This is a genomic window from Thermodesulfobacteriota bacterium (assembly GCA_040757775.1).
GTDB lineage: Bacteria > Desulfobacterota > UBA8473 > UBA8473 > UBA8473 > UBA8473.
This window is the reverse complement of sequence record JBFLWQ010000001.1, coordinates 21,045-42,764: the sequence shown is the minus strand read 5'-3', so window position 1 is coordinate 42,764 and position 21,720 is coordinate 21,045. Positions and strand designations below refer to the sequence as shown.

Here is a 21,720-nt window from a genome sequence, read left to right as displayed (position 1 = left end):
AGCTGCTACTGATGGATGATGCAAGAAAGTAAATTCGGGGGAGGAACCCCCGATATGTAAGATATTAAGGAGGCAGAAATGGCTGATGGTATAAAAGATAAGGTTGCTATTATAGGTATGGGTTGCACCAGGTTTGGTGAACGATGGGAGGCAGGTTCAGAAGACTTAATGGTGGAAGCATTTCAAGAAGCTATTGAGGATGCAGGGATTGACAGGAAAGAAATCCAGGCAGCCTGGTTTGGGTCGTGTTTTGATGAGGTAAACGTAGGAAAGTCCGCAGCACCGTTGAGTATGGCATTAAAGCTGCCTTTCCTGCCCGTTACCAGGGTTGAGAACTTCTGTGCCACGGGTTCCGAGGCCTTGCGCGGGGCTGCTTACGCTGTTGCTTCCGGCGCATGCGACATAGCCCTTGCGTTGGGTTGTGAAAAACTCAAAGATACAGGCTATGGAGGTCTTCCGGATATGGCTATCCTCTTGGGAACGAAGAACCGGCTGATCATGCCTGGGCTGACTGCACCCGGGGGATTTGCCATGATGGCTACAAGATACTTTGCCAAGTATGGTATCGATCCGGAAGAGGGGAAAAAGATACTGGCGAGGATATCTATAAAAAGCCATAAGAACGGGGTAAAGAATCCGAAGGCGCATCTGAGAACAGAAGTGACGGAAGAACAGGTCTTGAAAGCCCCAATGATCGCCTGGCCTCTAGGCCTGTTTGACTGCTGTGGAGTGAGTGACGGGGCTGCTGCAGCTATTTTGTGCCGTGCCGACATGGCGAAGAGTTTCAGACCCGATCCTGTCCGCATCAAGGCCCTCCAGATTGCAATAAGTTCAGGAGAGGAACTGATGTACACGAAATGGGATGGTAGCTATGTTGAGACAGGCTTCCGATGTGGAGCAAGGGCATATGAGGAAGCGGGGATAAAGAACCCCAGAGAAGAACTGAGTTTATTTGAGGTTCATGACTGCTTCTCTATTACTGAGCTTGTGACCTATGAAGACCTGCAAATATCACCCAGAGGCAAGGCAGGAGATGATGTTAGAGATGGGTTCTTCGACTTAGACGGGAAGATTCCCTGTCAGTCTGATGGTGGTTTGAAGTGTTTTGGTCACCCCATAGGGGCTAGCGGACTGAGAATGATGTATGAGATATACAAACAGCTTCAGGGAAAGGCAGGAGAAAGGCAGATAAAGGATCCCAAGATAGGGCTTACCCACAATATGGGTGGTTTTCCGGCTATGAATCTCATCAGTGTTTGCATCGCGGGTCTTTAGATAAAAGAAGACAATGTCCTGGGCACATAAGTAGTGTTGGTGTATGCATGGTTAAAGATGGGTTTTCTGTTTGAGGGTTCTGAAAAGTCTTCCTTTTCAGAACCCTCTGTGAAGAGAGTTGGCAGTTAATGATAAAAGGGATAAGGAGGGAAATATGCAGTACCAGTTAACGGAAGAGCAGCTAATGCTGAGAGATAGTGTGAGGAGGTTGTCTCAAGAAAAGATCGCTCCCCGGGCTGAAGAAATCGACAGGACAGGTCATATTCCCGATGATATTGTAGAATTATTCAGGGCAAATGGTCTTTTGGGGATACCATTCCCGGTTGAATTTGGGGGAGGCGGTGGTAGTTTTCTGACTTTTATAATAGTTGTTGAAGAACTGGCAAAGGCATGTTCAAATTGCTGTATGCTGGCAGGGGTCCAGGACTTGGGTGCACAACCCATAGTGATAGCCGCTAGTCCTCAGCAAAAAGAAAAGTATCTTACCAAGATAGCCACCGGGGAATGGTTTGTTTCATTTGGTCTTACAGAACCATCAGCCGGGTCGGATAGTGCATCTATGAAAACTAAAGCTGTTCTCGATGGTGATAGCTATGTGTTAAATGGAACAAAGTGTTTTATAAGCAATGCAGACAGGGCAAATGTTATAACTATCTTTGCCAAGACGGATTCTCAGTCCCCAGGGGTAAAAGGGATAAGCGCATTCATAGTGGAGAAGAACAGCCCGGGCCTCTCCATTGGTAAGAAAGAAGAAAAAATGGGTAATACAGCTACACCTGCGTGTGAGGTTATAATGGAAGATTGCAGGATTCCTAAAGAGAATATCCTGGGACAGGAAGGTCAGGGGTTTTACATAGCTATGGAGACTCTGGATAAGACCCGTCCTATGGTTGCCGCTGCTGGTGTGGGACTTTTGGCGGGTGCTTTAGATTATGCTATAGAATATGCCAAGGAAAGGATACAATTTGGCAAACCCATTGCAACCTTACAGGCTATACAGTTTAAACTGGCAGATATTGCAATGGAGCTGGAGGCGGCAAGACAACTGACATACAAAGCTGCTTCTCAAATAGACGCGGTTACTGCCGAACCAGGATGGCAGAAGATCAAATCAAAGAGACTGGAACTGTCCAGATTGGGGGCTATGTGTAAGTGCTTTGCTACGGATGTAGCCATGAGAGGAACTATTGAGGCAGCTCAGGTTTTAGGGGGTTACGGCTATATGAAGGATTATCCTATGGAGCGACGGATAAGGGACGCGAAATTGTTACAGATTGTTGAGGGTACGAATGAGATACAAAGGAGCGTAATTGCAGGTACCCTGTTAGCTTAAAAAAGTTGACTTAACAGATGGCTTTGTAAAAAGTCTATCTGTCCGCCTCTGGCAGATTACTTTGCCATCCCAATTTTGACTTTTTACAAGTCCATCAAATAGAAGGGAAAATAAAAAGAGAAAGGAAACAAAAATGGCTTATGCTTTAGAAGGAATAAAGATACTGGATCTGTCCAGGTTGCTGCCTTTTAATTACTGTACCTTAATGCTGGCTGATTTGGGAGCCCAGGTTCTTAAGATAGAAGAACCGAAAATAGGGGATTACATGAGATGGATGCCCCCTAAATTAAAGAAAGAAAGTGCAGTATTTTTAATGGCGAATCGTAACAAGAAAAGTATGACCTTGAACCTCAGAGAAGAAAAGGGAAAGGAGATACTTCGCCAGTTAGTCAAAGAATACGACGTCCTTTTTGAGAGTTTTAGGCCCGGGGTGATGAAGCGGTTGGGGGTGGGTTATGATGATTTGAAAGAGATAAACCCCAGACTCGTTTTTTGTTCATCTACAGGTTATGGTCAAGATGGCCCTTATAAGGATAGACCGGGGCATGATATGAACTATATCAGTGTGGCTGGTATCCTTGAAGCCACAGGCCGACACACAGGAGCACCGGTGATACCAGGGATACCCATTGCAGACATGAGTATAGGCATATTCTCTGCCTTTTCAATTTTAGCAGGTATCATTGCTAGGGATAGGACGGGCAAAGGGCAGTACATTGACGTATCAATGACCGACTGTATGGTATCTTATAATATGATGAATATTGCCAGTCTTATTGCAAGCCTACGGTCTCATAGTTCAGAGACGCTGGGTATTACGGGAGAGACCCCCTGCTACAACGTATTTAAGACAAAGGATGGGAAGTTCATCTCTCTGGGCAATATCGAGGACAAATTCTGGATTAACCTTTTGAAACTGATCGGTCGAGAAGATCTAAAAGAATACCAGTTTGCTATGGGAGAAGGTCAGAAAAAAGCCATGGATGACTTACAGAAGGTCTTTCTCTCGAAGACCAGGGAGGAATGGCTAGGACTCTTTGAAGGGAAGGATATATGTTATGCCCCTATAAATAATGCAGAAGATATGATGGCGGACCCCCACGTTAAACATAGAGAAATGTTGCTAGAGATGGAACATCCTGTAGAAGGCAAGGTAACGACGGTGGGTTTCCCATTTAAATTCTCTGAAACACCAGGAACGATAAGAACACCATCTCCGACATTAGGTCAGCATACAGAGGAAATTCTAAAGAGTTTGGGCTATAAAGACCAGGATATAAAAGGGATGATAGAAAAAGGGGTTATCTAGGCTATCTCTTTTATTCAAAATCCATTCTCATAGTGCTTTGAATTTTTCCTGATACTCATCAAATTGTCATTGCGGAAGCAGGAATCCAGTCTTTTTAAGGTGTCTTGGGATTCTGTGCCTGCACAGTACTCGATACGGGGGCAAGCCTGTACTGACAAAGGCGGCATTTTCAAGGGTCTTGTAGAGAGACCATGTTTCAAAACATAATTTTGGGATGACACAAGCGATGAATATTACTCTAAGAGCATTTTGTTTAAGTATATATTTTTTTATTTTTACCGTCTCTCATTTAAATGCAGAAGACTCATTTAAATACCCCATCAATTCCCTGAAAGAATACAGATCTTCGAAGAAACTCACCCTATGTAACGAGACAGTTCCGCTGGATAATCAGAGTGTGTGGGAAATGTTAGACAGGGAATTTGTTGTATCCGTTGGGAACATACCTCAAGTCGTGATGTGGCTTAAAAGATCCAAGAGGTATTTCCCGTACATCGAAGCCAGACTCACAAAAAAAGGTCTTCCAGAGGATTTAAAATACCTGGCAGTAATTGAAAGTTCTTTAATAAAATACTCTTATTCTGCAAAAGGCGCAGCAGGGTCGTGGCAGTTTGTAGATGGAACAGCAAAAAGGTACAATTTGAGGGTTAATGAGTGGTTTGACGACAGGCTGAATTTTTCTAAATCAACGGATGCAGCAATAGACTATCTAAGCTATCTTTATGAAACCTTTGATAGTTGGGCATTGGCCTTTGCTGCCTATAATTGTGGTGAAAACAGGATTAAAAAGGAGATAAGAGAGCAGGGGGTGAATAACTATTACAAGCTGAATCTGCCTTTAGAGACAGAACGGTTTGTCTTCAGGATACTTGCTGCGAAGATCATCCTTTCCAACCCCGAGAATTATGGATTTGACCTCGATGAAGATGAATATTACAATCCTACTGAATTCGATGAAGTATGGGTTGATATACCTTTTAATGTCCACATAAGGGTAATTGCTGAGGCGGCAAACTCGTTTTTTAAAGAAATAAAAGAATTAAATCCTGAAATACGAGGATATTATCTGCCCCCGGGTAAGCATTTGATAAGAATACCCAAGGGAAATTCTGGACTATTTACAGAGAATTTTAAGAGGTGGTTAGAAAAATAGAGTTTTTATGCCCTTTCTTACCTTTATTGTCAAAGAAGAACCTTTTCGCTTAAAGATCACCTCTGTATTTAACCCCTCCTGTGTTATCAAGATCACGATAATTTTCGTAAGTTTTGTTGATATTATTTATACCAGTACGCCGATAGTAAGGAAGGAGCCTGATTTGTTACGAAGTGAGATTAGAGACCGTCTTGAAGCTACTCCTTTAAAAGAAACTAAAAAGTGGCTATTTGATGGTTTTCATCTGGAGGACAAAAAGAAAGAAGAAATAATAACAAGCCTTTATTCAGGCCACCACTTGCTTATTCTTGGGCCCCCGGGAAGTGGAAAGACGGTGCTGGCAGAGAAGATTAGCAATATTCTTGGTGATATAGAGGTTATAAAAGACTGCCCCGTAAATTGTTACCCCCAAAGGCCCCTTTGTCCCTGGTGCATGAATAGGAAAATGGAATTGGAGATAGAGCTTCAAGTTATACCTGCTTCTCAAAGAGTAAAGAGGGTTCAGGGAAGTCCTGAGTTGCTTCCAGAAGACTTGATAGGTGGGCTGGATCCCGAGGCTGCTATTATTTACGGACTCCATGACATAAGAGCATTTACGCCGGGTAAACTCCTGAGGTCCAATGGAGGATTTTTGCTTTTAGACTTTGTAGACAGAATACCGGAAAGGGTATTGAATGTTGTTCTCAACGCTCTGGAAGATTCCATAACTATTGGTGGCTACGAAGAAAGAATTCCTCTGGATACCTTAATCATTGCTACAGGTGGAGAAGGGGCATTGAGGTCTCTGCCTATAGATATGATTGATCACTTTGATATTGTAGAACTATATTATCTTCAAAACCGTGGAATAGAGGGACAGATTCTCTTCGATGGAAAAGATCTGGATGATAGCCTAAAGGATAATATAATGAGAATTGTCCACAAAACAAGAGATCATCCTGATATAAAAAGAGGCGTTAGTACAAGAGGGGAAGTCAAATTTGCTGAGTTGATCCCGATATACAAGCGTATAAGCTCAAAAAAGGAGAATGAAATCCTTAAAGCAGCTTCAAGAGTCTCCTTGCCTCACAGGATAACCATAGCCCCTCATGCAGAAGCCGTAAGGGAGCCTGATGAGATTATTGGGGAGATAGTAGATGAAGTCCTATATGGCAGTGATAAAAAGAAATATGGTATTGTTCTGACCGAGGAAGAGGTTAGAGATCTTATCGAAGAGATAATGCGGGTTGAGAGATTCAAACAACCTCTAAAACTGGGGTATTTTGACTTATTACTAAAGAGGATCCATAGGTTTCCAGAATCTAAACTTGCTGAAATACACAAAAAGGCGGTAGAGCGGCTCGATGAGGATATTCAATCGGGGAATAGAAAGGATATAACGGAAGACCTCCTCTGGGAGATAGAAAATGTACGGAAAAATAAGGACAAAATGTTTGAAGAGTACAAAAAAAAGTTGGAAGAACTTGCCCTTAAGGAGACTCTGGATATGCTTGAGGACAAAAACGTCCTTGAAAAGAGTGGTAAGGGATGGGACATGACCAGGAAAGCAGTCACGATGCTCCTTGAAAAGTTGGTCCCGAAATACTGGGATTACTACAATTCATCAGGAGATGGGCGGCACAAAACTGGGAAGAGGTTGAACTTTGGTGACGGAAGGATAGTAGGTTTCAGGAGATACAGATTTGGTGACAGATACAGGGATGTGTCTATAAAGGATACTATCAGAGAAGCCATTAAAAATCGGCGTGATCATATAGCCAGAGAAGATATAATGGTAAAGAAAAGGGATATTAGAAAGAAGTTGGAGATTACAATAACCATAGACCTTTCAGGGACAATGTCTCAACTGGATAAACTGTGGTATGCAAAAGAGAGCGCTGTTGCACTTGCCTTAGCCTGCACCCATTATAAAGACAGGATTGGTGTGGTAACTTTCTCAAATATGGCTGATATAGTGGTAGAAATTACTGGTAATCCGTATTTGGTTGCAAAGAAGGTTTTAGACCTGGAACTTCATGAAAATGCCTTCACTAACATCGGGTATGGCATTTCAAAGTCCCGTTCCCTTTTAACTCAACACAAAAGGGGAGAAGTGAAACAGCATATAGTTCTTGTTTCTGATGGAGATGCGAATGCCCCCAAACCTTTTCCTGAAAGATACTGTCTGGAAGAGGCTTCGAAGACTATTAGAAAAGGTATAACTATATCATCTATCTGTATTAATGAGAAATCGGCAAATCCATGGCTTATGAGAGAAATTTCCAGGATTGGGAAAGGAAGAATTTACGTTATCGGCGGGGCAAAGGAACTTACCCCGGCATTGCTTGAAGAAAGGAGCTATCTTTAACCGTATGTAAAAACCTGCTTATATTTGGCAATACCTGGTTTTATATTTAAGTACCTTTAGTATCTCCAAACGTTAGAATCTATACTTTTTAGATTACTTTAACCGCAGTAAACTAGACCTTGTTTACGTTTTTAGCCACAGGTCCCCGGTTGCTCTCTTCAACTTCAAAACTTACCCGGTCACCTTCAGCAAGGCTCTTGAATCCGGTCGTGTTGATGGATGAATAGTGGACAAAAATATCTCCACCTTCGTCCTGACTGATAAAACCGTATCCCTTTTTGTCACTAAACCACTTTACAGTTCCCTCTACCAAAGCAATGGCCTCCTTTATAAAACTTCTATGATCCCAAAACTCAGGTCGCAACTCTGACAAAGGGATAATCTTTGTGAGTGTAACCGACCCGTGAACCAACTAAATTAATTATACGGATCATTTAATATAGCATCCTTTATAGCGAAATAAGGGTTCTGTGTCAAGCAAAAAATAGCATGTGCCATGGCATTTCATCACCTAATGTTGTTTAAATCTTTCACAATCTTTGCGCTGGCTTTTAGACTATTGATCCATGTTTGAAAGATCTCTTCTTTTTTCTGTTCAATAAGCACTTTCTTGAGCCTATCCTTCACCGAATTAAATTTTTCTTCATCTGCATCCTTTTTACTTTTCAATTTAACTATAAAGTAAGTATCGTTAGTATGGAACACCCTGTTAGCATAGGGATTATTTGGGGTTAAAGAGAATGCATATTCTTTAATCTCTTCAGAGTATCCAATGTTTGGTATGATACTGTCCCCTCTTTTAAAAAACCCTGTTTCTTCAACCCTTAATTTATTTTCAGAAGTTAGGTGTTCCCATTTTTTACCCATCCGTAACTCTTCTACTAATTCTTCTGCCTTTGCTTTGGCCATAGCATTTCCTTTTTCATTTTGTACATCTTTTTTTACCCCATCTTTGACTTCGTGGAGTTCGGGTATTCGAGGTTCTACCCTTTCAACCACCTGCAGGATGTAATTTATACCCGAGGATTTTATCAACTGACTTATCTCACCCTTTTTAAGAGAAAAAGCGGCATCAGAAAAAGGCTTATTTCTGCCCAGTTCCTTTATGCTTTCTCCTATAGCGAAGAAGCCTGTCTCATGTAAATCCATCTTTATATTGAAGGCAAGTTTCTTAAGGTTTCCTCCTTCATTAATCATTGCATTAACGTTTTCTGCTTTCTCATCTGCCAATTCCTGTGCCCTTTCCTGCCTCAATATGGAAACAATCTGTGACCTTGCCTCCTTTAAAGGCATGGTTCTTGAATTTAGAATCTTTTCAATCTTTAGTATGTGAAAGCCGAAAGGACTCTTAATAATTGGGCTAACTTCTCCTTTCTTAAGGGAAGATATAGCCTCTCTGATCTGTCCCATTAAACTTTTTCTATCTATATAACCTAACTCTCCGCCCTTCTTTGCCGAAGGATCATCTGAGTATACCCTGGCTAATGTGGCAAAATCTGCCCCCTTTTGTATCTCAGAAAGAACCTTTTCCGCTTTCTTTCCCGCCCTCTTAACCGATTCAGGATCATCATCAGCAAAACTTCTGATTAATATATGTCTTGCCTGTATTTTCTCTGGCAGAGTAAACTTTTCTGTGTTCATTTGGTAGTAATCATTTATATTATCTTCTGTAATCTGGACTTTGGGCTCATAGTTCTTTGGATTAAAACTCAAATACTGAACGTTTACCTTCGCTGGTGTTTGGTACGCTTCTTTGTGCTTTAAAAAATAATCCTTTGCTTCCTCATCTGACACCTTTACCTTGTCTGTAAAAGAGGAGGCTGCTAACCTGATAAATTCGATATTAACACCTTCATTCTCTAAGGTGTAGACATCCAGTACTTCCCTGTCAGATATTTTTGCACTATCTTTTATGACCCATTCAACCTTCTTTATCAAGATGTCCCTTTTTTGAGATGCTTCAAATTCCTCGGGTGTCATCCTGTGGTATCTCAATAAGTTTACATACTGGTAATGATTAAACCTCCCGTCTTTCTGAAAGGCAGGGTGATTCATAATTGATTCTTTGAGTTCTTTCTGAGTTACTTTTAAATCCAGCCTATCTGCTTCCTGTATCAAAAGGGCCCTTTCTATTAAACCTTCCAGAGCCATTTCTTTGAGATTTAGCTGATCAATCATTTTTTCAGAGAGATCATTCTTGTAGATATCCTGATATCTCTTTAACAGATTTTCATAGGTTTCTCTGTATTCTTGGATTGTTATGGGGTTATTGTTGACAGTTGCTATTCTATTGCTTTTGTCCTTGCTAAAACTCCCGATTCCCCAAAAGACAAAAACTAGTATTACAGCAAAGAGGGCTATCTGTATGAACCAGGATCTAGCATGTTTTCTCATTAGATCAAGCATATTATTTACCTTTCGTGTGATTAATCTTTCTTAAATTTGGGCATATATCAGATTAGTAATTTTACCCATTGTCACAAAAAAAGCAACTTTTTTATGACTGAAACTTCAGATGCTTATTATCTTGACAATCAGGCAAAAAAATTGGTAATTGAAAGGTTGTTTTAAAAGAAAATAAATTTGTCAATAAAGATCCTTTGAAGGAATGCCTATGAAGGTAAGATGCCCTAGATGTGGGAAGAAGGTTGAGTGGGAGGCAAATCCATTCCGTCCCTTCTGCTCTGAGCGGTGTAAGCTGATTGACCTTGGCAGATGGTTTGACAGTGGTTATGTCATCTCAGGGCAGTCTATCAATGGAGATAAAAATGATAAGGAAGAAAAAGATCCTTAGAGCTTTAAAGGAAATTGTTTAGTGGATTATGTAACTTTAATAAGCGGTGGATTCTCAAATTGTTATCTTATTTCAGAGAAAGATGTTTTAATCCTTGTTGACGTGGGATCTTCTGAAGAGGTGAAAAATATAGTTAGATGCATTGATGGGCTCTCTCCTAAGGAAAAATGCCCGATCGTTATATTCTCAACCCATTTTCATATAGACCATGTATCAGGGATATCATACCTGTTAGATAAATTACCTGGCGCTGAAGTGGCTTTCTATAAAAAGGTCAAAGATTTTTTCAATAGAAAAGAAAAGATATGCATTCCTCCTGTTGGAGCATGGTTTGGGAATCTTCCTCCTGTATATTTGAAATTGGACCGTCACATCCCATCTCTTCTCGAAATTAAACTGGATGATAAAGTGGGGATACCTTTACCATTCTTGAGAGAAAAGGTATCTGTGAGGTACAAGGTTCATCATTGGCTCGGAGATGGTGACACTATACCCTATACCCTGGATTGGAGGGTTATCTCAACCCCAGGGCATACCACTGACAGTGCCTGTCTGTGGCATGAAAAGAAAAATATTCTTATTTCGGGTGATACTATTCTGAATATGGATGGAAAAGGGGAATTAAACCTTTTTTGCTGTAACTACAACCAGATAAAGAGATCTTTTAATGATATAAGGGCTTATCTCAAAGTGAAAAGTCTTTACCCCGGGCATGGCTACCCTATTGTATGCGGTGATGACCTTTTGTCAAGGGTGAAGGTTCTGAAATAGGCGTGTATGTGAGGTATATTATAGACTGCTTTTCTTTCTCTTCTTCCAAATGTGATATACTACAGTTAAACCTATCACTAAAGAGAGAGAGATAATGATTAGCACATCCGCTCTCTTAACTACTTTGATTACTACGTCGATATTTGCACCAAATAAATACCCTATGAATACCAGTACTGGAACACTTATCAAAGCAGCCAGGGTGTTTATAGTAATAAAATGAGACGCCTTCATCTTTAGAATCCCTGCGGTAACAAAGGCAACGACACGGAACCCCAGGATAAATCGTGCCATGAAAATTGTCTTGCTACCATGTGCCTTAAAAAAGTTTCTTGCGTGAGTTAGCTTTCTCTCAGAGATTACCCTCACAAAATGGCGATGTTTTATTACGCTATCACCCCATCTTCTTCCCATAGAGAATACTGCAATATCTCCCAGTATAACACCGAAAAAACAGACTATAAAGGTAATAGTTAAGTTGCTGAAGCCACCATATGCCAGGAATCCACCTCCAATGAGAGCTACATCTTCTGGTATAGGTACCCCCAAACCAGCTAAAATCAGAACAGAAAATAAAGCAAGATATATGAAAAGTTCAGAATGAGTTGCCAGAAAAAGGAATAAAATATCTAATACTCCTGGATTACTGACCATTAGGTATATTCCCCTTAATTATTTTTATAGAAGTATAGGTTAATATTTAAACAGATTTAAATTGAGTTGGCAAGCATTTTTGTTAGAATTTTTCAAACTAGTGAAAATAATCAAGAGTTCCCTTAACGTCTCCTGTTTCAAATACAACAGCATGTAATCTGTCTTGTCGTTGTCCCGGGTTGATAGAGATAGTATCTCCTATCTCTTCCATAAATATCCCTGAAATCATAGGTGATTCATGAATGTGACCGTGAAGGGTGAGATAAGGCTGATGCTTCGCAATGAAATTTCTTATTGATTTGCTTCCACATGAGGTTCCGTTGAAAAGTCTATCTAAAGCGGTATTATGAGGAGGAGCGTGCATAACATATATGGTCTTTTTGGGGTCGCTTATATGGGCTAAGAATTTCATGTCTTCTTCTATGGTTTTTTCTTTCCCTATTACCTCATAGAGGTCTATCTGGTTCATACCATGTTTAGTACTCAGAAAAGATCTTCGGGGACTTTCGGCAACCACCTTATCATTAGTGTCAAATCTTTCCCAGTCCTTTAGGGAAAAAGGCGTGATAGGCACATATCCATATCCCACAAGGTGAATTTCTGCATCTAAAATATGATGTCTTTTGTGAAGAAGGTTTATTATTCCTTCCTTTTCCATTCCCTCAAGAAGGTCCATATTGGCTGCTGTATCATCATTCCCCATCATTAGATAAATACCCAGGTTTGGTTTAGTGTTTTTTAGTTTTGAAATATAGGGATAAAGGAACTGCTTTATAAAGTCCCTTTGGTTATAAATGCGGTCATGAAAACCAGGTCTGTTTGGGATCAAGTCTCCACCAATAATGAGGTGGTCTACCCTCTGTTTTCTCTGTAGCTCAAGGAGTTTTTGGTAGTGTTCCTCATCTACATGGAGATCGGATGTGTAAAGTACCTTCATAGCCAGTCTGCCTTCATATTATTGTAGTGATGGTACCATAAATCTGCCGTCTAATAAAGTAATTATTGGAGAAATCCAGGGTTTTTCTACAGGCTCAACGCTTAAGTTCATCCGCCGAGTTTACGAGGACGGCTGAAGCAATATGTTTGCCAAATAGTGCTTAAACTTGATTTTCTACTTCAACGGACAGTTTCAACCCAACGCTATGAAGAACAGAACTCAAACTTTTTAATTTTGGATTACCTTGTGTTGAAAGAATTCGATAAAGATTTTCACGGTTCAGTTTCGTTTCTCGTGCTATTTCAGAAATGCCCTTTGCGTTTGCAACGTCTTTTAACGCCATTAAAAACACTTCCTGGGAACCATCTTCCAATGCGGCATTTAAATATTCTGCGGCCTCAACAGGATCGAGAAGATCTTCTCTGAGGTTAGTTTCGTATTTTTCTGTTACTTTTTTCATTTTGCTCTCCTTTGGAAATCGGCCCAATATGCTTGAGCCAACTGAATATCTTTTGACTGAGATTTTTTAGAACCTCCGCATAGTAAAATCACGATGGTCGTCTCCGATTTTCCATAATAAACCCGATATCCTGGACCATAATCCACTCGCAACTCATTCACTCCTTTTCCAACAGGTTTGCAATCACCAAAGTTTCCAAGTCTTACACGATTCAATCGAACTCGAATCCGCGCACGTGCGAATCGATCTTTCAGTGAATTAAGCCAGTTATGGAAGGGGTTTTCTCCGTCTTCGGTTAAATATTCGAGAAGTTCTATTTTGGAATCACCCATAACTATATTGTAGCTTTAAAACAACAAATGTCAAGTGTTTTATTAGGGCGTACGAGTAAAATCAGCCGGAGCTGTAAGCGATCGGCTGGATTGCTTTGTTGGGTTGTCAAATCCTTTTGATTTCAATTGCATATCTGCCTTTTTCGACTTTCGTCTTGGCTCGTTGTTCCATCGATGCAGTCCGCACGAAGTAAAACTTCCGCCCCGGCATATTATTTAATTTTGTAAGGGTGTCGCGTATATGCGTATCGATTGTCCCTACGGGCTTTTCAGAAGCAGTAATTTCTGCGGAAATCACTATTTCACCGCCTCTGATGGCTCTTAGGTCGGGCTCCGAATTATCGCCAGTTTGGCGGGGGTTCCAGTACCAGTCAATCTGCTGATCGGGAAACTCCGTGCTTTGAAGCAAACGTGCAGCTCTTAGAATCATTTCCTCATGCTGTATTTGGTTAATGTCTTCGTATGCGACCTGTCGTAATTTGTTCAAGACACTGGCACCGTCGGTAGCAGATGTCACATCCTGGCTGGTAATCCCTCGGACGGACTCAAGACACCGTCGGATATCAGAAAGAATTCTTTGTTCTGTCTCGGTGAAATTATGAATATGTTCCATTTTGTGTAACAAGGTAATCAGCCGTGAGCGATAGCGAATCGGCTGGATTAACAGGTTGTGTGAGGTATTTTATGTATTTAATTCTCTGTAAATTTAAGAATAGCCTGGATCTGACTTATGGATGTTTGAATGTCTTTAGCAGACAATGGCATATGTTTATCAAGGTCTGTTTTGTGTGTATAACGGTCGCAATGATATTCATCCCATGCTTTGTTGAAGGAATCGAGTTCATCCCCTTCAAGGAAAAACCTAAATTCATTAATTGCAGCTTGATGCCTTTCAAGGGCAACTTTCAATATGTGGGGAATTTGAAGAAAGTGGTATTTCTCCGAATGTTGGAGTTTGGCAAGTTCAGGATTAAAAGCATCACGCAAACGCATCCCAGCAAGTTTTCTATTGTTGATATGAATAAGCTCAATGGCGTTTCGATGGGTAGCGTCAATAGCTTCCAAGGCTCTATCACGAGCCAACCGATCGCTAACAATTTCACGAATTATCCATCCGATAATTGCTCCAATGGGAAGGGCAATAAAAAACTCAAGCATTGGCATTACCTCTGTATTGGGTTTAGTATAGGTGCCTGGTTAATGATTTTTTATTATGCCATTTTGCCTTTATTATTTCACACACAACGATTAAAATACGTAATACTTAATTCCCGTACTGACACACATAACTTTAATGAATTTTATACCTACTGCTAATAAAAGTCAAAAATTATTCTTGAAAATATACCGATGATATGTTTATTATCATAAAAAACGTAATCCGCATAAAATCATCCTTTTATCAAGGGGCTGTTCAGTGACCAATATTTTGCCCGATTTCCAAAAATATCTTGTTGAATATAAACTGGCGCTGAAAGTCCATGTTCCTTTTTATGCCCTCTGGGCAAGTAAGTTCCTTTCTTTTTCCAATGAGCATCAGGACAAGAACCTGGATTTAAGAATAAAGATATTTCTTGACTCCCTTGAAAGAGAAAAGAAGTTGCAGGGCTGGCAGGTGGAACAGGCAGATAACGCTATCAGGCTTTATATCAATCATTTTCTTTCCGGTGACACATCGTTATTATCACCAAATGCGGAATTCATTTCTCAGAACAGATTTCCTGATTACCAGGGAACACGGCAGAAACTCCGGGAGGCTTTAAGAATCAAGCATTATGCATACAGTACAGAACGGAGCTATATGGAATGGTTCAAGCGGTTTTACAATTACGTGACAGGTACAAAAGGTAAGCATTGGCAAAAAGACGGAGCTGATGAGACGGATCTGAGGGATTTCCTGAGCCACCTTGCCATAAGGCAAAGAGTATCATCATCCACTCAGAATCAGGCATTCAATGCTCTGCTGTTTCTATTCCGGGACGTGCTGAAGATTAATCTTCATGATCTCAGCAAAACGGTGCGCGCCAAAAGGGGGCCCAAGATACCAGTAGTGCTGACACAGGAAGAAGTCAAAGGACTGCTTAGCAAATTAGGGGGCAAGGATCTGCTCATCATTCAACTGCTGTATGGTACAGGTATGAGGTTAATGGAGCTTGCACGGCTGCGGGTTCAGGATATTGATTTCGGATTAAATTCCATTATTGTCAGGGCAGGCAAGGGGGATAAAGACAGGATGACCGTTATGCCCGAAGCGGTTAAAGAAAGCCTGAAAGAACATCTGTGTCACGTGATGAAGATTCATGAAAAAGACCTTGAGAAGGGTTACGGTGAGGTACATCTGCCGGAAGCTCTCGACCGTAAATATCCGAACGCGGCAAAAGAATGGGGCTGGCAGTATGTCTTTCCCGCCGCTTCGCTTTCCGTTGATCCTCGGTCCGGCAAGGTGCGCCGTCACCATATCAGTCCCAGTTCAATTCAGAAAATAGTGGCAGGGGCGGTAAGGAAGGCTGGGATTGTGAAGCATGCCAGTGTCCATACCCTGCGCCACAGTTTTGCTACCCATCTTTTGATGAACGGTGTTAACATCCGCGAGGTTCAGGAACTTCTCGGTCACAAGAACGTTGAAACGACCATGATTTATACCCATGTCCTCAGGAATATGTCGAAAGCGCCGATGAGTCCGCTGGATACCCTCTTACGCCACAGGGAGGAGCAGACTGAACATGGAAACGGTGATACGATATGATGACAGGAAAAGTTCAAAACACTGCGGCCATTGATTTCAATCCCCAGTTCCGGCACGCTCTGGGCTTAATGGAGAATACCAAGTGGCTGATAAAGAAAGCAGGAAAGGGCTTAATTTAAAAAGCTCAGAGAATTTCAGTTAAAAAAGTGTTGACTTTCTTTCTGGTTGAAAATAAATATAAGGTAAAGAATACGAGGAGTACTTGAGCAAGAGAACAATATAATTAAGTAGGAGATAGATAGAGGGGATAAAGTATGGATTTTGAACTCAGTAGTGAACACCTAAGTTTGAAGGAGAGTGTTGCCTCCTTCGTCAAAAAGGACCATTCATTTGATCGTTTGAGAACACTGCGTAATGATCCGTTGGGATACTCCAAAGAGGTATGGAAAAAAATGGCCGAACTGGGGTGGATGGGGCTTATATACCCTGAAGAATATGGTGGGCTTGAACTGGATTTTGCTTTTGTAATGGTGTTGTTGGAAGAATTCGGCAGAGGACTGTTGCCGGAACCCTGGATATCAAATGTATTGCTGGGGGGAAACCTTGTGCTGATGGGTGGTTCCGAATCGCAAAAGCATGAGGTGTTACCCGGGGTGGTTTCCGGTGACTTGATGATAACCGCCGCATATCTTGAAGATGATGGACGATACGATATCAATTTCTGTGCAACCTCAGCCGAGCAAAGAGGCGATGCATATTTCATTTCGGGCAAGAAAATATTCGTGCTCGACGGCCTCTCCGCTGACAGGTTCGTGGTTTCAACCCGCACATCCGGGTCAGTGGCAGATAAAGACGGCATTACCCTTTTTATGGTTTCCTCCCATGATGCCGGAGTAAAGATTACTCCTTTGAAGACAATGGATGGACGTAATGCATGTATCATGGAATTAAGAGACGTCTCAGTCTCTGGGAGCAATGTCATCGGTGAAGTGGGCCGGGGATATCCGTTGCTGTCTGAGGCAATTGATCAGGCAACTGCAGGCATTTGTGCGGAGATGGTCGGAGGAATGAAATCCAGTCTCGATTTGACGGTTGCGTATCTTTCCGAGAGGACGCAGTTCGGGAAGCCGATCGGGACATTCCAGACGCCTCAGCACAAGACAGCAGACATGTTTATTCAGAAGGAATTGGCAGTCTCTTCTGTATATTATGCCATTGCATCAATAGACGAAAAGACCGACGAGAGGGCATTGGCAGTATCCATAGCAAAGGCAAAGTGTTCTTCCGCTTATATAGAGATAACCAAGGCGGCTGTTCAACTGTTTGGAGCAATTGGATTCACGAATGAAGGAGATATCGGTTTTTTCCTCAGGCGGGCAAAGGTATCTGAAATCCTTTTTGGGGATACCGATTATCATCTCGATCGGTATACAAGACTAAGCGGTTATTAATTGAGGGGGTTAAAAAGATGAAAGTTTCCTATTCGAGTGATGAAGAAAGATTCAGGGAGGAAGTGAGGAAATGGTTTGAAGAGAATACCCCCCCTGATGTTAAAGACCAAACACTTGGCGGAAGTACCCTTGAACATGATCTGATGTTTAAGTGGCACAAGACTCTTTATGAAAAAGGGTGGATTTCTCCGGAGTTTCCTAAAGAAATGGGCGGTGCAGGTTTCAGTGAGACAGAACAATTTATCTTCAATTATGAGTATAGCCATTGCGGTGCGCCCAGGCTTAAAACCAAACTCGTTTCGCTCGGAATGTTAGCCCCGTTGCTGTTACAGCATGGAACCAAAGAACAACAGGATAGATTCATTCCCGACATGTTGTCCGGTAAGACCATTTGGTGTCAGGGATTTTCAGAGCCCAATGCGGGATCGGACCTGGCAAGTCTGAATTTGAAGGCTGTCCCTGAAGGGAATTACTTTGTTCTCAACGGGCAGAAGACTTGGACAAGCATGGCGGACCATGCGGATTGGATTTTCTTGCTTGTGCGAACTGATTCATCCGGAAAAAAGCAGGAAGGTATCAGCTTCTTGCTTGCAGATCTGAAAACCCCTGGCATAACTATACGCCCTATTGAGGCACTGACGGACCATGCGCCTTTCTGTGAGGTTTTCTTTGATGATGTTCGTGTCCCGAGAGAGAATCTGGTGGGTAAGATGGGTGAAGGCTGGAAACTTGCAGGGGCGCTCCTGCAACATGAACGGTTAAACGCCTTTCCAGTAGGCGAACTGATTTATGCCATCGAGACAGTCCGTAAAAACTCAGAAAAAACCATTTATAGAGGGAAACCACTGATGCAGGATCCCGTTTTCAGGAGGAAATTGGCCGCATTGGAGGTAGACTGCAACTCCCTTTTATATACCTTCTTCCGAATACTGTCGCAGTTAAAGGTCGGCTCGGCACCTGGTCCTGAGGCATCATTTTTAAAGGTTTATGGTTCCGAACTTTATCGGCGTGTAATGGACTTGAATATAGAGGCGGTAGGACCCTATGGCCAGTCCTGGTATAACCTTGAGGAGTTTGATAATTCCATACATCAGGCAACCATGGGCTGGATCAACTCAGCGAGTTTGACTATCTGGGGCGGCTCTTCAGAGATCCAACGAACAGTGATAGCAACCCAGGTTCTTAAGTTGCCCCGTAAATAGAGCTATTGTATCGGCTTTAGCCGATAGCAGTTGACTTTTGATAGACCTCTTTCTCCTCAAATACTTTTTTACTACAGATTATTAAGTTATTGCCCTTTACCTTTCTATAAAAACAGCTTCTGTATCCAGTATGACATGCTGCTATTTTCTGATCTACCTTTACCAGTATCGTATCCATGTCACAGTCGAAGAATATGTCCATGACCTTTTGTGTATGCCCTGAGGTTTCTCCTTTAACCCACATCTTGCCTCTCGAGCGGCTCCAGAAATGAACATTACCAGATTCTAAGGTTTTACTGACTGCCTCTCTATTCATATAACCAAGCATTAGCACTTCATTATTTTTGTAATCCTGAATAATGGCTGGTACCAGCCCCTTTTCATCAAATTTTATCTCATATACTAATCTCATATCACCTCACCACCTTTATTTCATCCTTAATCTCTATTATGCCATCTGTCAGTATTCTTGCAAAGATCCCTTCCTTTGGCATCACACAGTCGCCAGCCTCATAAAAGATAGCGCACCTGGTATGACAGACTTTGCCAATCTGGGTTACCTCCAGTAAGGCATGTTTGCCTACGGTGAGTTTCGTTCCAATGGGTAGCTTTAATAAATCAATCCCCTGTGTGGTTATATTTTCAGCAAAATCTCCAGGACCAACATCTAACCCTTTTTCTCTCATCTTTTGGATACTTTCAATAGATAGCAGACTGACCTGACGATGCCAATTGCCAGCATGGGCATCGCCTTCAAAGCCAAAGCCTTTGATTACTTTGCCTCTGTTTATATTTTCCTTCCTGGTGCCCTTATCTTTGCTGATGCAGACAGCAATCACCCTTCCTGTTGTAAGATTATTCTCCATGAGCATTAACTCTTTCCTTTGACATATCGTATGTTATACTACTTTTATTTCATTAATATTACAGACAGGCGGAACACCTGTCCTACCGTTGAGTAGGTTGGGCGTCTCGCCCGACATAATTACATTAAATGAAGGCAAATTGGCATTAGCTACTCAGAACTCCAAAAGAGGTCAAAAGCTGATGGAAGTATATGTCATCATCAGGCAATGTCAAGAATAATTTGCCGGGTTTTTAGGGTGGAAATAATTTGCCTTTCAATCCTTTTTTCTGTATTCTTGTAACGGTTCACGGATTCCAGTTAACGGGGATCAGGAAAAAGGAAAAATGGCTGATCGCTGACAACTGGCAACCGATAACTGAGGAAGAACTGAAAGCTTATCTGCAATGAGGTTTTTAAAATGAGTTGTATTAATAACAGGAACTTTAAATATCTTGTAATAACCATAATATTACTCTTCTTGCCAGTTTTACTCCTCTCGTGTACAGGCAAAAATAAAACTGAGGTAAAAGTAAGGATGGGGTACCTCCAGAGCGATTTGCATCAGCTAGCCGCTTTTGTTGCTTTTGAAAGGGGTCTTTTTAAGAAAGAAGGTGTTAGCATGGAGATTGGTGGTATCTTTAAGGCTGGACCGGAGGAGGTGAGTGCATTCGCTGCAGGCAGTTTGGATGTTGGTTATGTAGGCGAAGCCCCTGCGACAACATCTGTAGCCAATAACACAGCCAATGTAAGGGTTTTGGCTCAGGCCAATAAGGAAGGGTCAGCGGTGGTAGTGAATAGAGCCTCTAATGTCAAGAGTATCAATGACCTTCGGGAAAAGACCATTGCCATTCCGGGCTTCTCAACAGTACAGGATTTTCTCTTAAGAAAGACATTAATCAGGAATGGTTTAGGATTTAATGAAGTAAAAATCATAGTGATTAAGCCCCCGGAGATGATATGGGCATTGAAAGCAGGAGATATTGATGCCTTTATTGCATGGGAGCCCCATGTAGCAAAAGCCGTTACAAAAGGGATAGGGAGGATACTCGTAACTTCTCGTGATATCTGGGAACATCACCCCTGTTGTGTATTGGTGGCCGACTTAAAATTCATGGAGGAACACCCTGAATTGGTAAGAAAGATAGTAAAGGTCCACGTGGATGCAACGAATTATATAAAAAACCACCCTGAAGAGGCTGTAAAGATAGGAATGAAGTATACCGGAATGGATGAAGTCACAATCAGGCAGGCTGTGAAGAATATAGAGTTTGACTATGAACCTAGCATAGAAGGTGAAGTAGAATATGTGGATTTTTTGAATAGGCTTGGTTATATAAAGATAACAAGCCCAAAGACCTTTACCCGCACGTTTATTGACTCAAGGATTCTTAAGGAGATTATAAAGAGATGAGGCTTTCAAGATATATATTATTGGTTGGTATGATAGTTGTCTGGCAGCTTCTTTCTTACTTTGGTGTCATTCCAAGGTATAAATGCCCATCTCCGGCAGATGTACTTTTGGGGATTAGAGATCTTTTAATAGTGGGGTTACCACCGGGGTACAGACTTATGCAGCACATACTGGAGAGTCTAAATCGTGTCTTCTGGGGTTTTTTATTTGCAGCAATGATCGGTATACCCCTGGGCATAGTTATGGGCTGGTCAAAACCCCTTAAAAGGATGGTGGATCCTATAATAGAGATGTTAAGGCCTGTTCCACCTCTTGCATGGATACCAATTTCAGTATTATGGTTTGGGATTGGTATAAAATCGGCAGCCTTTATAATATTCTTAGGGGCATTCTTTCCAATTTTATTGAGCACCATGGCTGGAATAGTATCTGTGGATGTTTTACTGGTTGAGGCATCCCGTAGTTTAGGAGCAAAAGAAAAGGAAGTCCTATTTAAGGTTTTAGCGCCAGGGGCTATGCCTTTAATCTTAACAGGACTCAGGATTGGATTGGGTATTGGATGGATGACATTAGTAGCAGCTGAATTCACAGGGGTTAAAACGGGCTATGGGTTGGGTTATATGATTATGACAGCGCGGGATATCCAAAGACCTGATGATATTCTGGCCGGGATGGTGGTAATAGGATTATTGGGATACCTGATGGACAGGGTACTGAGATTGGTAGAAGCAGGGCTTCTTAGATGGAGGTAGGTTATC

23 protein-coding genes are annotated in these 21,720 nt (G+C 41.7%); 13 read left to right on the top strand and 10 right to left on the bottom strand.

From position 1 onward, the window contains the following. Nucleotides 1-78 precede the first annotated feature (78 nt). The 5 genes from AB1401_00215 (at nucleotide 79) to AB1401_00195 (ending at nucleotide 7,417) form a co-directional block, all read left to right on the top strand. On the top strand, nucleotides 79-1,275 hold the full coding sequence (locus AB1401_00215; GenBank protein ID MEW6613886.1) for an acetyl-CoA acetyltransferase: 1,197 nt from the start codon (nucleotides 79-81) through the stop codon (nucleotides 1,273-1,275). A gap of 154 nt (nucleotides 1,276-1,429) precedes the next feature. After that, the gene (locus AB1401_00210; protein ID MEW6613885.1) at nucleotides 1,430-2,608 is read left to right on the top strand and encodes an acyl-CoA dehydrogenase family protein; all 1,179 of its coding nucleotides are present in this window, start codon (nucleotides 1,430-1,432) and stop codon (nucleotides 2,606-2,608) included. Nucleotides 2,609-2,741: 133 nt separating this feature from the next. Further along, on the top strand, nucleotides 2,742-3,917 hold the full coding sequence (locus tag AB1401_00205; protein ID MEW6613884.1) for a CaiB/BaiF CoA-transferase family protein: 1,176 nt from the start codon (nucleotides 2,742-2,744) through the stop codon (nucleotides 3,915-3,917). 226 nt (nucleotides 3,918-4,143) lie between these two features. Next, on the top strand, nucleotides 4,144-5,070 hold the full coding sequence (locus AB1401_00200) for a transglycosylase SLT domain-containing protein (protein MEW6613883.1): 927 nt from the start codon (nucleotides 4,144-4,146) through the stop codon (nucleotides 5,068-5,070). Between the two features lie 7 nt (nucleotides 5,071-5,077). Beyond that, a complete protein-coding gene (locus tag AB1401_00195) occupies nucleotides 5,078-7,417 on the top strand; it encodes a VWA domain-containing protein (GenBank protein ID MEW6613882.1) in 2,340 nt (779 codons plus the stop codon). 112 nt (nucleotides 7,418-7,529) lie between these two features. On the opposite strand, the gene AB1401_00190 is transcribed toward AB1401_00195, so the two are convergent. Both AB1401_00190 and AB1401_00185 read right to left on the bottom strand, forming a co-directional pair. Beyond that, nucleotides 7,530-7,730: a cold shock domain-containing protein gene (locus AB1401_00190; GenBank protein MEW6613881.1), complete on the bottom strand. Its 201-nt coding sequence runs from the start codon at nucleotides 7,728-7,730 to the stop codon at nucleotides 7,530-7,532. Nucleotides 7,731-7,924: 194 nt separating this feature from the next. Then, a complete protein-coding gene (locus AB1401_00185) occupies nucleotides 7,925-9,823 on the bottom strand; it encodes a SurA N-terminal domain-containing protein (GenBank protein ID MEW6613880.1) in 1,899 nt (632 codons plus the stop codon). A gap of 202 nt (nucleotides 9,824-10,025) precedes the next feature. Here AB1401_00185 and AB1401_00180 point away from each other — a divergent pair, with 202 nt between their 5' ends. After that, nucleotides 10,026-10,211 (top strand): DNA gyrase inhibitor YacG, encoded by a 186-nt coding sequence (locus AB1401_00180; protein MEW6613879.1) that lies wholly within the window; start codon nucleotides 10,026-10,028, stop codon nucleotides 10,209-10,211. A 21-nt stretch (nucleotides 10,212-10,232) separates the two neighbouring features. Beyond that, nucleotides 10,233-10,982, top strand: coding sequence for an MBL fold metallo-hydrolase (locus tag AB1401_00175; protein ID MEW6613878.1), 750 nt, complete (start codon nucleotides 10,233-10,235; stop codon nucleotides 10,980-10,982). Between the two features lie 18 nt (nucleotides 10,983-11,000). Here the strand turns inward: AB1401_00175 and AB1401_00170 are convergent, their stop codons facing one another. The 6 genes from AB1401_00170 to AB1401_00145 form a co-directional block, all read right to left on the bottom strand. Further along, on the bottom strand, nucleotides 11,001-11,636 hold the full coding sequence (locus AB1401_00170; GenBank protein MEW6613877.1) for a DedA family protein: 636 nt from the start codon (nucleotides 11,634-11,636) through the stop codon (nucleotides 11,001-11,003). Nucleotides 11,637-11,733: 97 nt separating this feature from the next. Then, complete coding sequence (locus AB1401_00165; GenBank protein ID MEW6613876.1) at nucleotides 11,734-12,573, bottom strand: metallophosphoesterase; 840 nt, start codon at nucleotides 12,571-12,573, stop codon at nucleotides 11,734-11,736. Nucleotides 12,574-12,733: 160 nt separating this feature from the next. Then, nucleotides 12,734-13,033, bottom strand: a complete 300-nt coding sequence (locus tag AB1401_00160) for an addiction module antidote protein (protein ID MEW6613875.1) — start codon at nucleotides 13,031-13,033, stop codon at nucleotides 12,734-12,736. Next, on the bottom strand, nucleotides 13,030-13,365 hold the full coding sequence (locus tag AB1401_00155; GenBank protein MEW6613874.1) for a type II toxin-antitoxin system RelE/ParE family toxin: 336 nt from the start codon (nucleotides 13,363-13,365) through the stop codon (nucleotides 13,030-13,032). The genes AB1401_00160 and AB1401_00155 overlap by 4 nt, the downstream gene beginning before the upstream one ends. A gap of 106 nt (nucleotides 13,366-13,471) precedes the next feature. Beyond that, complete coding sequence (locus tag AB1401_00150; GenBank protein ID MEW6613873.1) at nucleotides 13,472-13,882, bottom strand: hypothetical protein; 411 nt, start codon at nucleotides 13,880-13,882, stop codon at nucleotides 13,472-13,474. 173 nt (nucleotides 13,883-14,055) lie between these two features. Next, nucleotides 14,056-14,523 carry a hypothetical protein gene (locus AB1401_00145; GenBank protein ID MEW6613872.1) on the bottom strand — a complete coding sequence of 156 codons (468 nt, stop codon included), beginning with the start codon at nucleotides 14,521-14,523 and terminating at the stop codon, nucleotides 14,056-14,058. 259 nt (nucleotides 14,524-14,782) lie between these two features. On the opposite strand from AB1401_00145, the gene AB1401_00140 reads away from it, so the two are divergent. The 4 genes from AB1401_00140 (at nucleotide 14,783) to AB1401_00125 (ending at nucleotide 18,704) form a co-directional block, all read left to right on the top strand. After that, nucleotides 14,783-16,111: an integron integrase gene (locus AB1401_00140; GenBank protein MEW6613871.1), complete on the top strand. Its 1,329-nt coding sequence runs from the start codon at nucleotides 14,783-14,785 to the stop codon at nucleotides 16,109-16,111. After that, complete coding sequence (locus AB1401_00135) at nucleotides 16,108-16,230, top strand: hypothetical protein (GenBank protein ID MEW6613870.1); 123 nt, start codon at nucleotides 16,108-16,110, stop codon at nucleotides 16,228-16,230. Before AB1401_00140 ends, AB1401_00135 begins: the two co-directional genes overlap by 4 nt. A gap of 135 nt (nucleotides 16,231-16,365) precedes the next feature. Continuing rightward, nucleotides 16,366-17,502, top strand: coding sequence for an acyl-CoA dehydrogenase family protein (locus AB1401_00130; protein MEW6613869.1), 1,137 nt, complete (start codon nucleotides 16,366-16,368; stop codon nucleotides 17,500-17,502). A 17-nt stretch (nucleotides 17,503-17,519) separates the two neighbouring features. Next, nucleotides 17,520-18,704: an acyl-CoA dehydrogenase family protein gene (locus tag AB1401_00125; GenBank protein ID MEW6613868.1), complete on the top strand. Its 1,185-nt coding sequence runs from the start codon at nucleotides 17,520-17,522 to the stop codon at nucleotides 18,702-18,704. A 16-nt stretch (nucleotides 18,705-18,720) separates the two neighbouring features. Here AB1401_00125 and hisI read toward each other — a convergent pair whose 3' ends face one another. Then, complete coding sequence (gene hisI, locus AB1401_00120) at nucleotides 18,721-19,116, bottom strand: phosphoribosyl-AMP cyclohydrolase (protein ID MEW6613867.1); 396 nt, start codon at nucleotides 19,114-19,116, stop codon at nucleotides 18,721-18,723. 1 nt (nucleotide 19,117) lies between these two features. Then, on the bottom strand, nucleotides 19,118-19,570 hold the full coding sequence (locus tag AB1401_00115) for an MOSC domain-containing protein (protein MEW6613866.1): 453 nt from the start codon (nucleotides 19,568-19,570) through the stop codon (nucleotides 19,118-19,120). Between the two features lie 399 nt (nucleotides 19,571-19,969). Between AB1401_00115 and AB1401_00110 the strand changes: the two genes are divergently transcribed. Both AB1401_00110 and AB1401_00105 read left to right on the top strand, forming a co-directional pair. Further along, nucleotides 19,970-20,962 (top strand): ABC transporter substrate-binding protein, encoded by a 993-nt coding sequence (locus AB1401_00110; protein ID MEW6613865.1) that lies wholly within the window; start codon nucleotides 19,970-19,972, stop codon nucleotides 20,960-20,962. Further along, on the top strand, nucleotides 20,959-21,714 hold the full coding sequence (locus AB1401_00105) for an ABC transporter permease (GenBank protein MEW6613864.1): 756 nt from the start codon (nucleotides 20,959-20,961) through the stop codon (nucleotides 21,712-21,714). Before AB1401_00110 ends, AB1401_00105 begins: the two co-directional genes overlap by 4 nt. The last annotated feature ends 6 nt before the right edge of the window (nucleotides 21,715-21,720 follow it).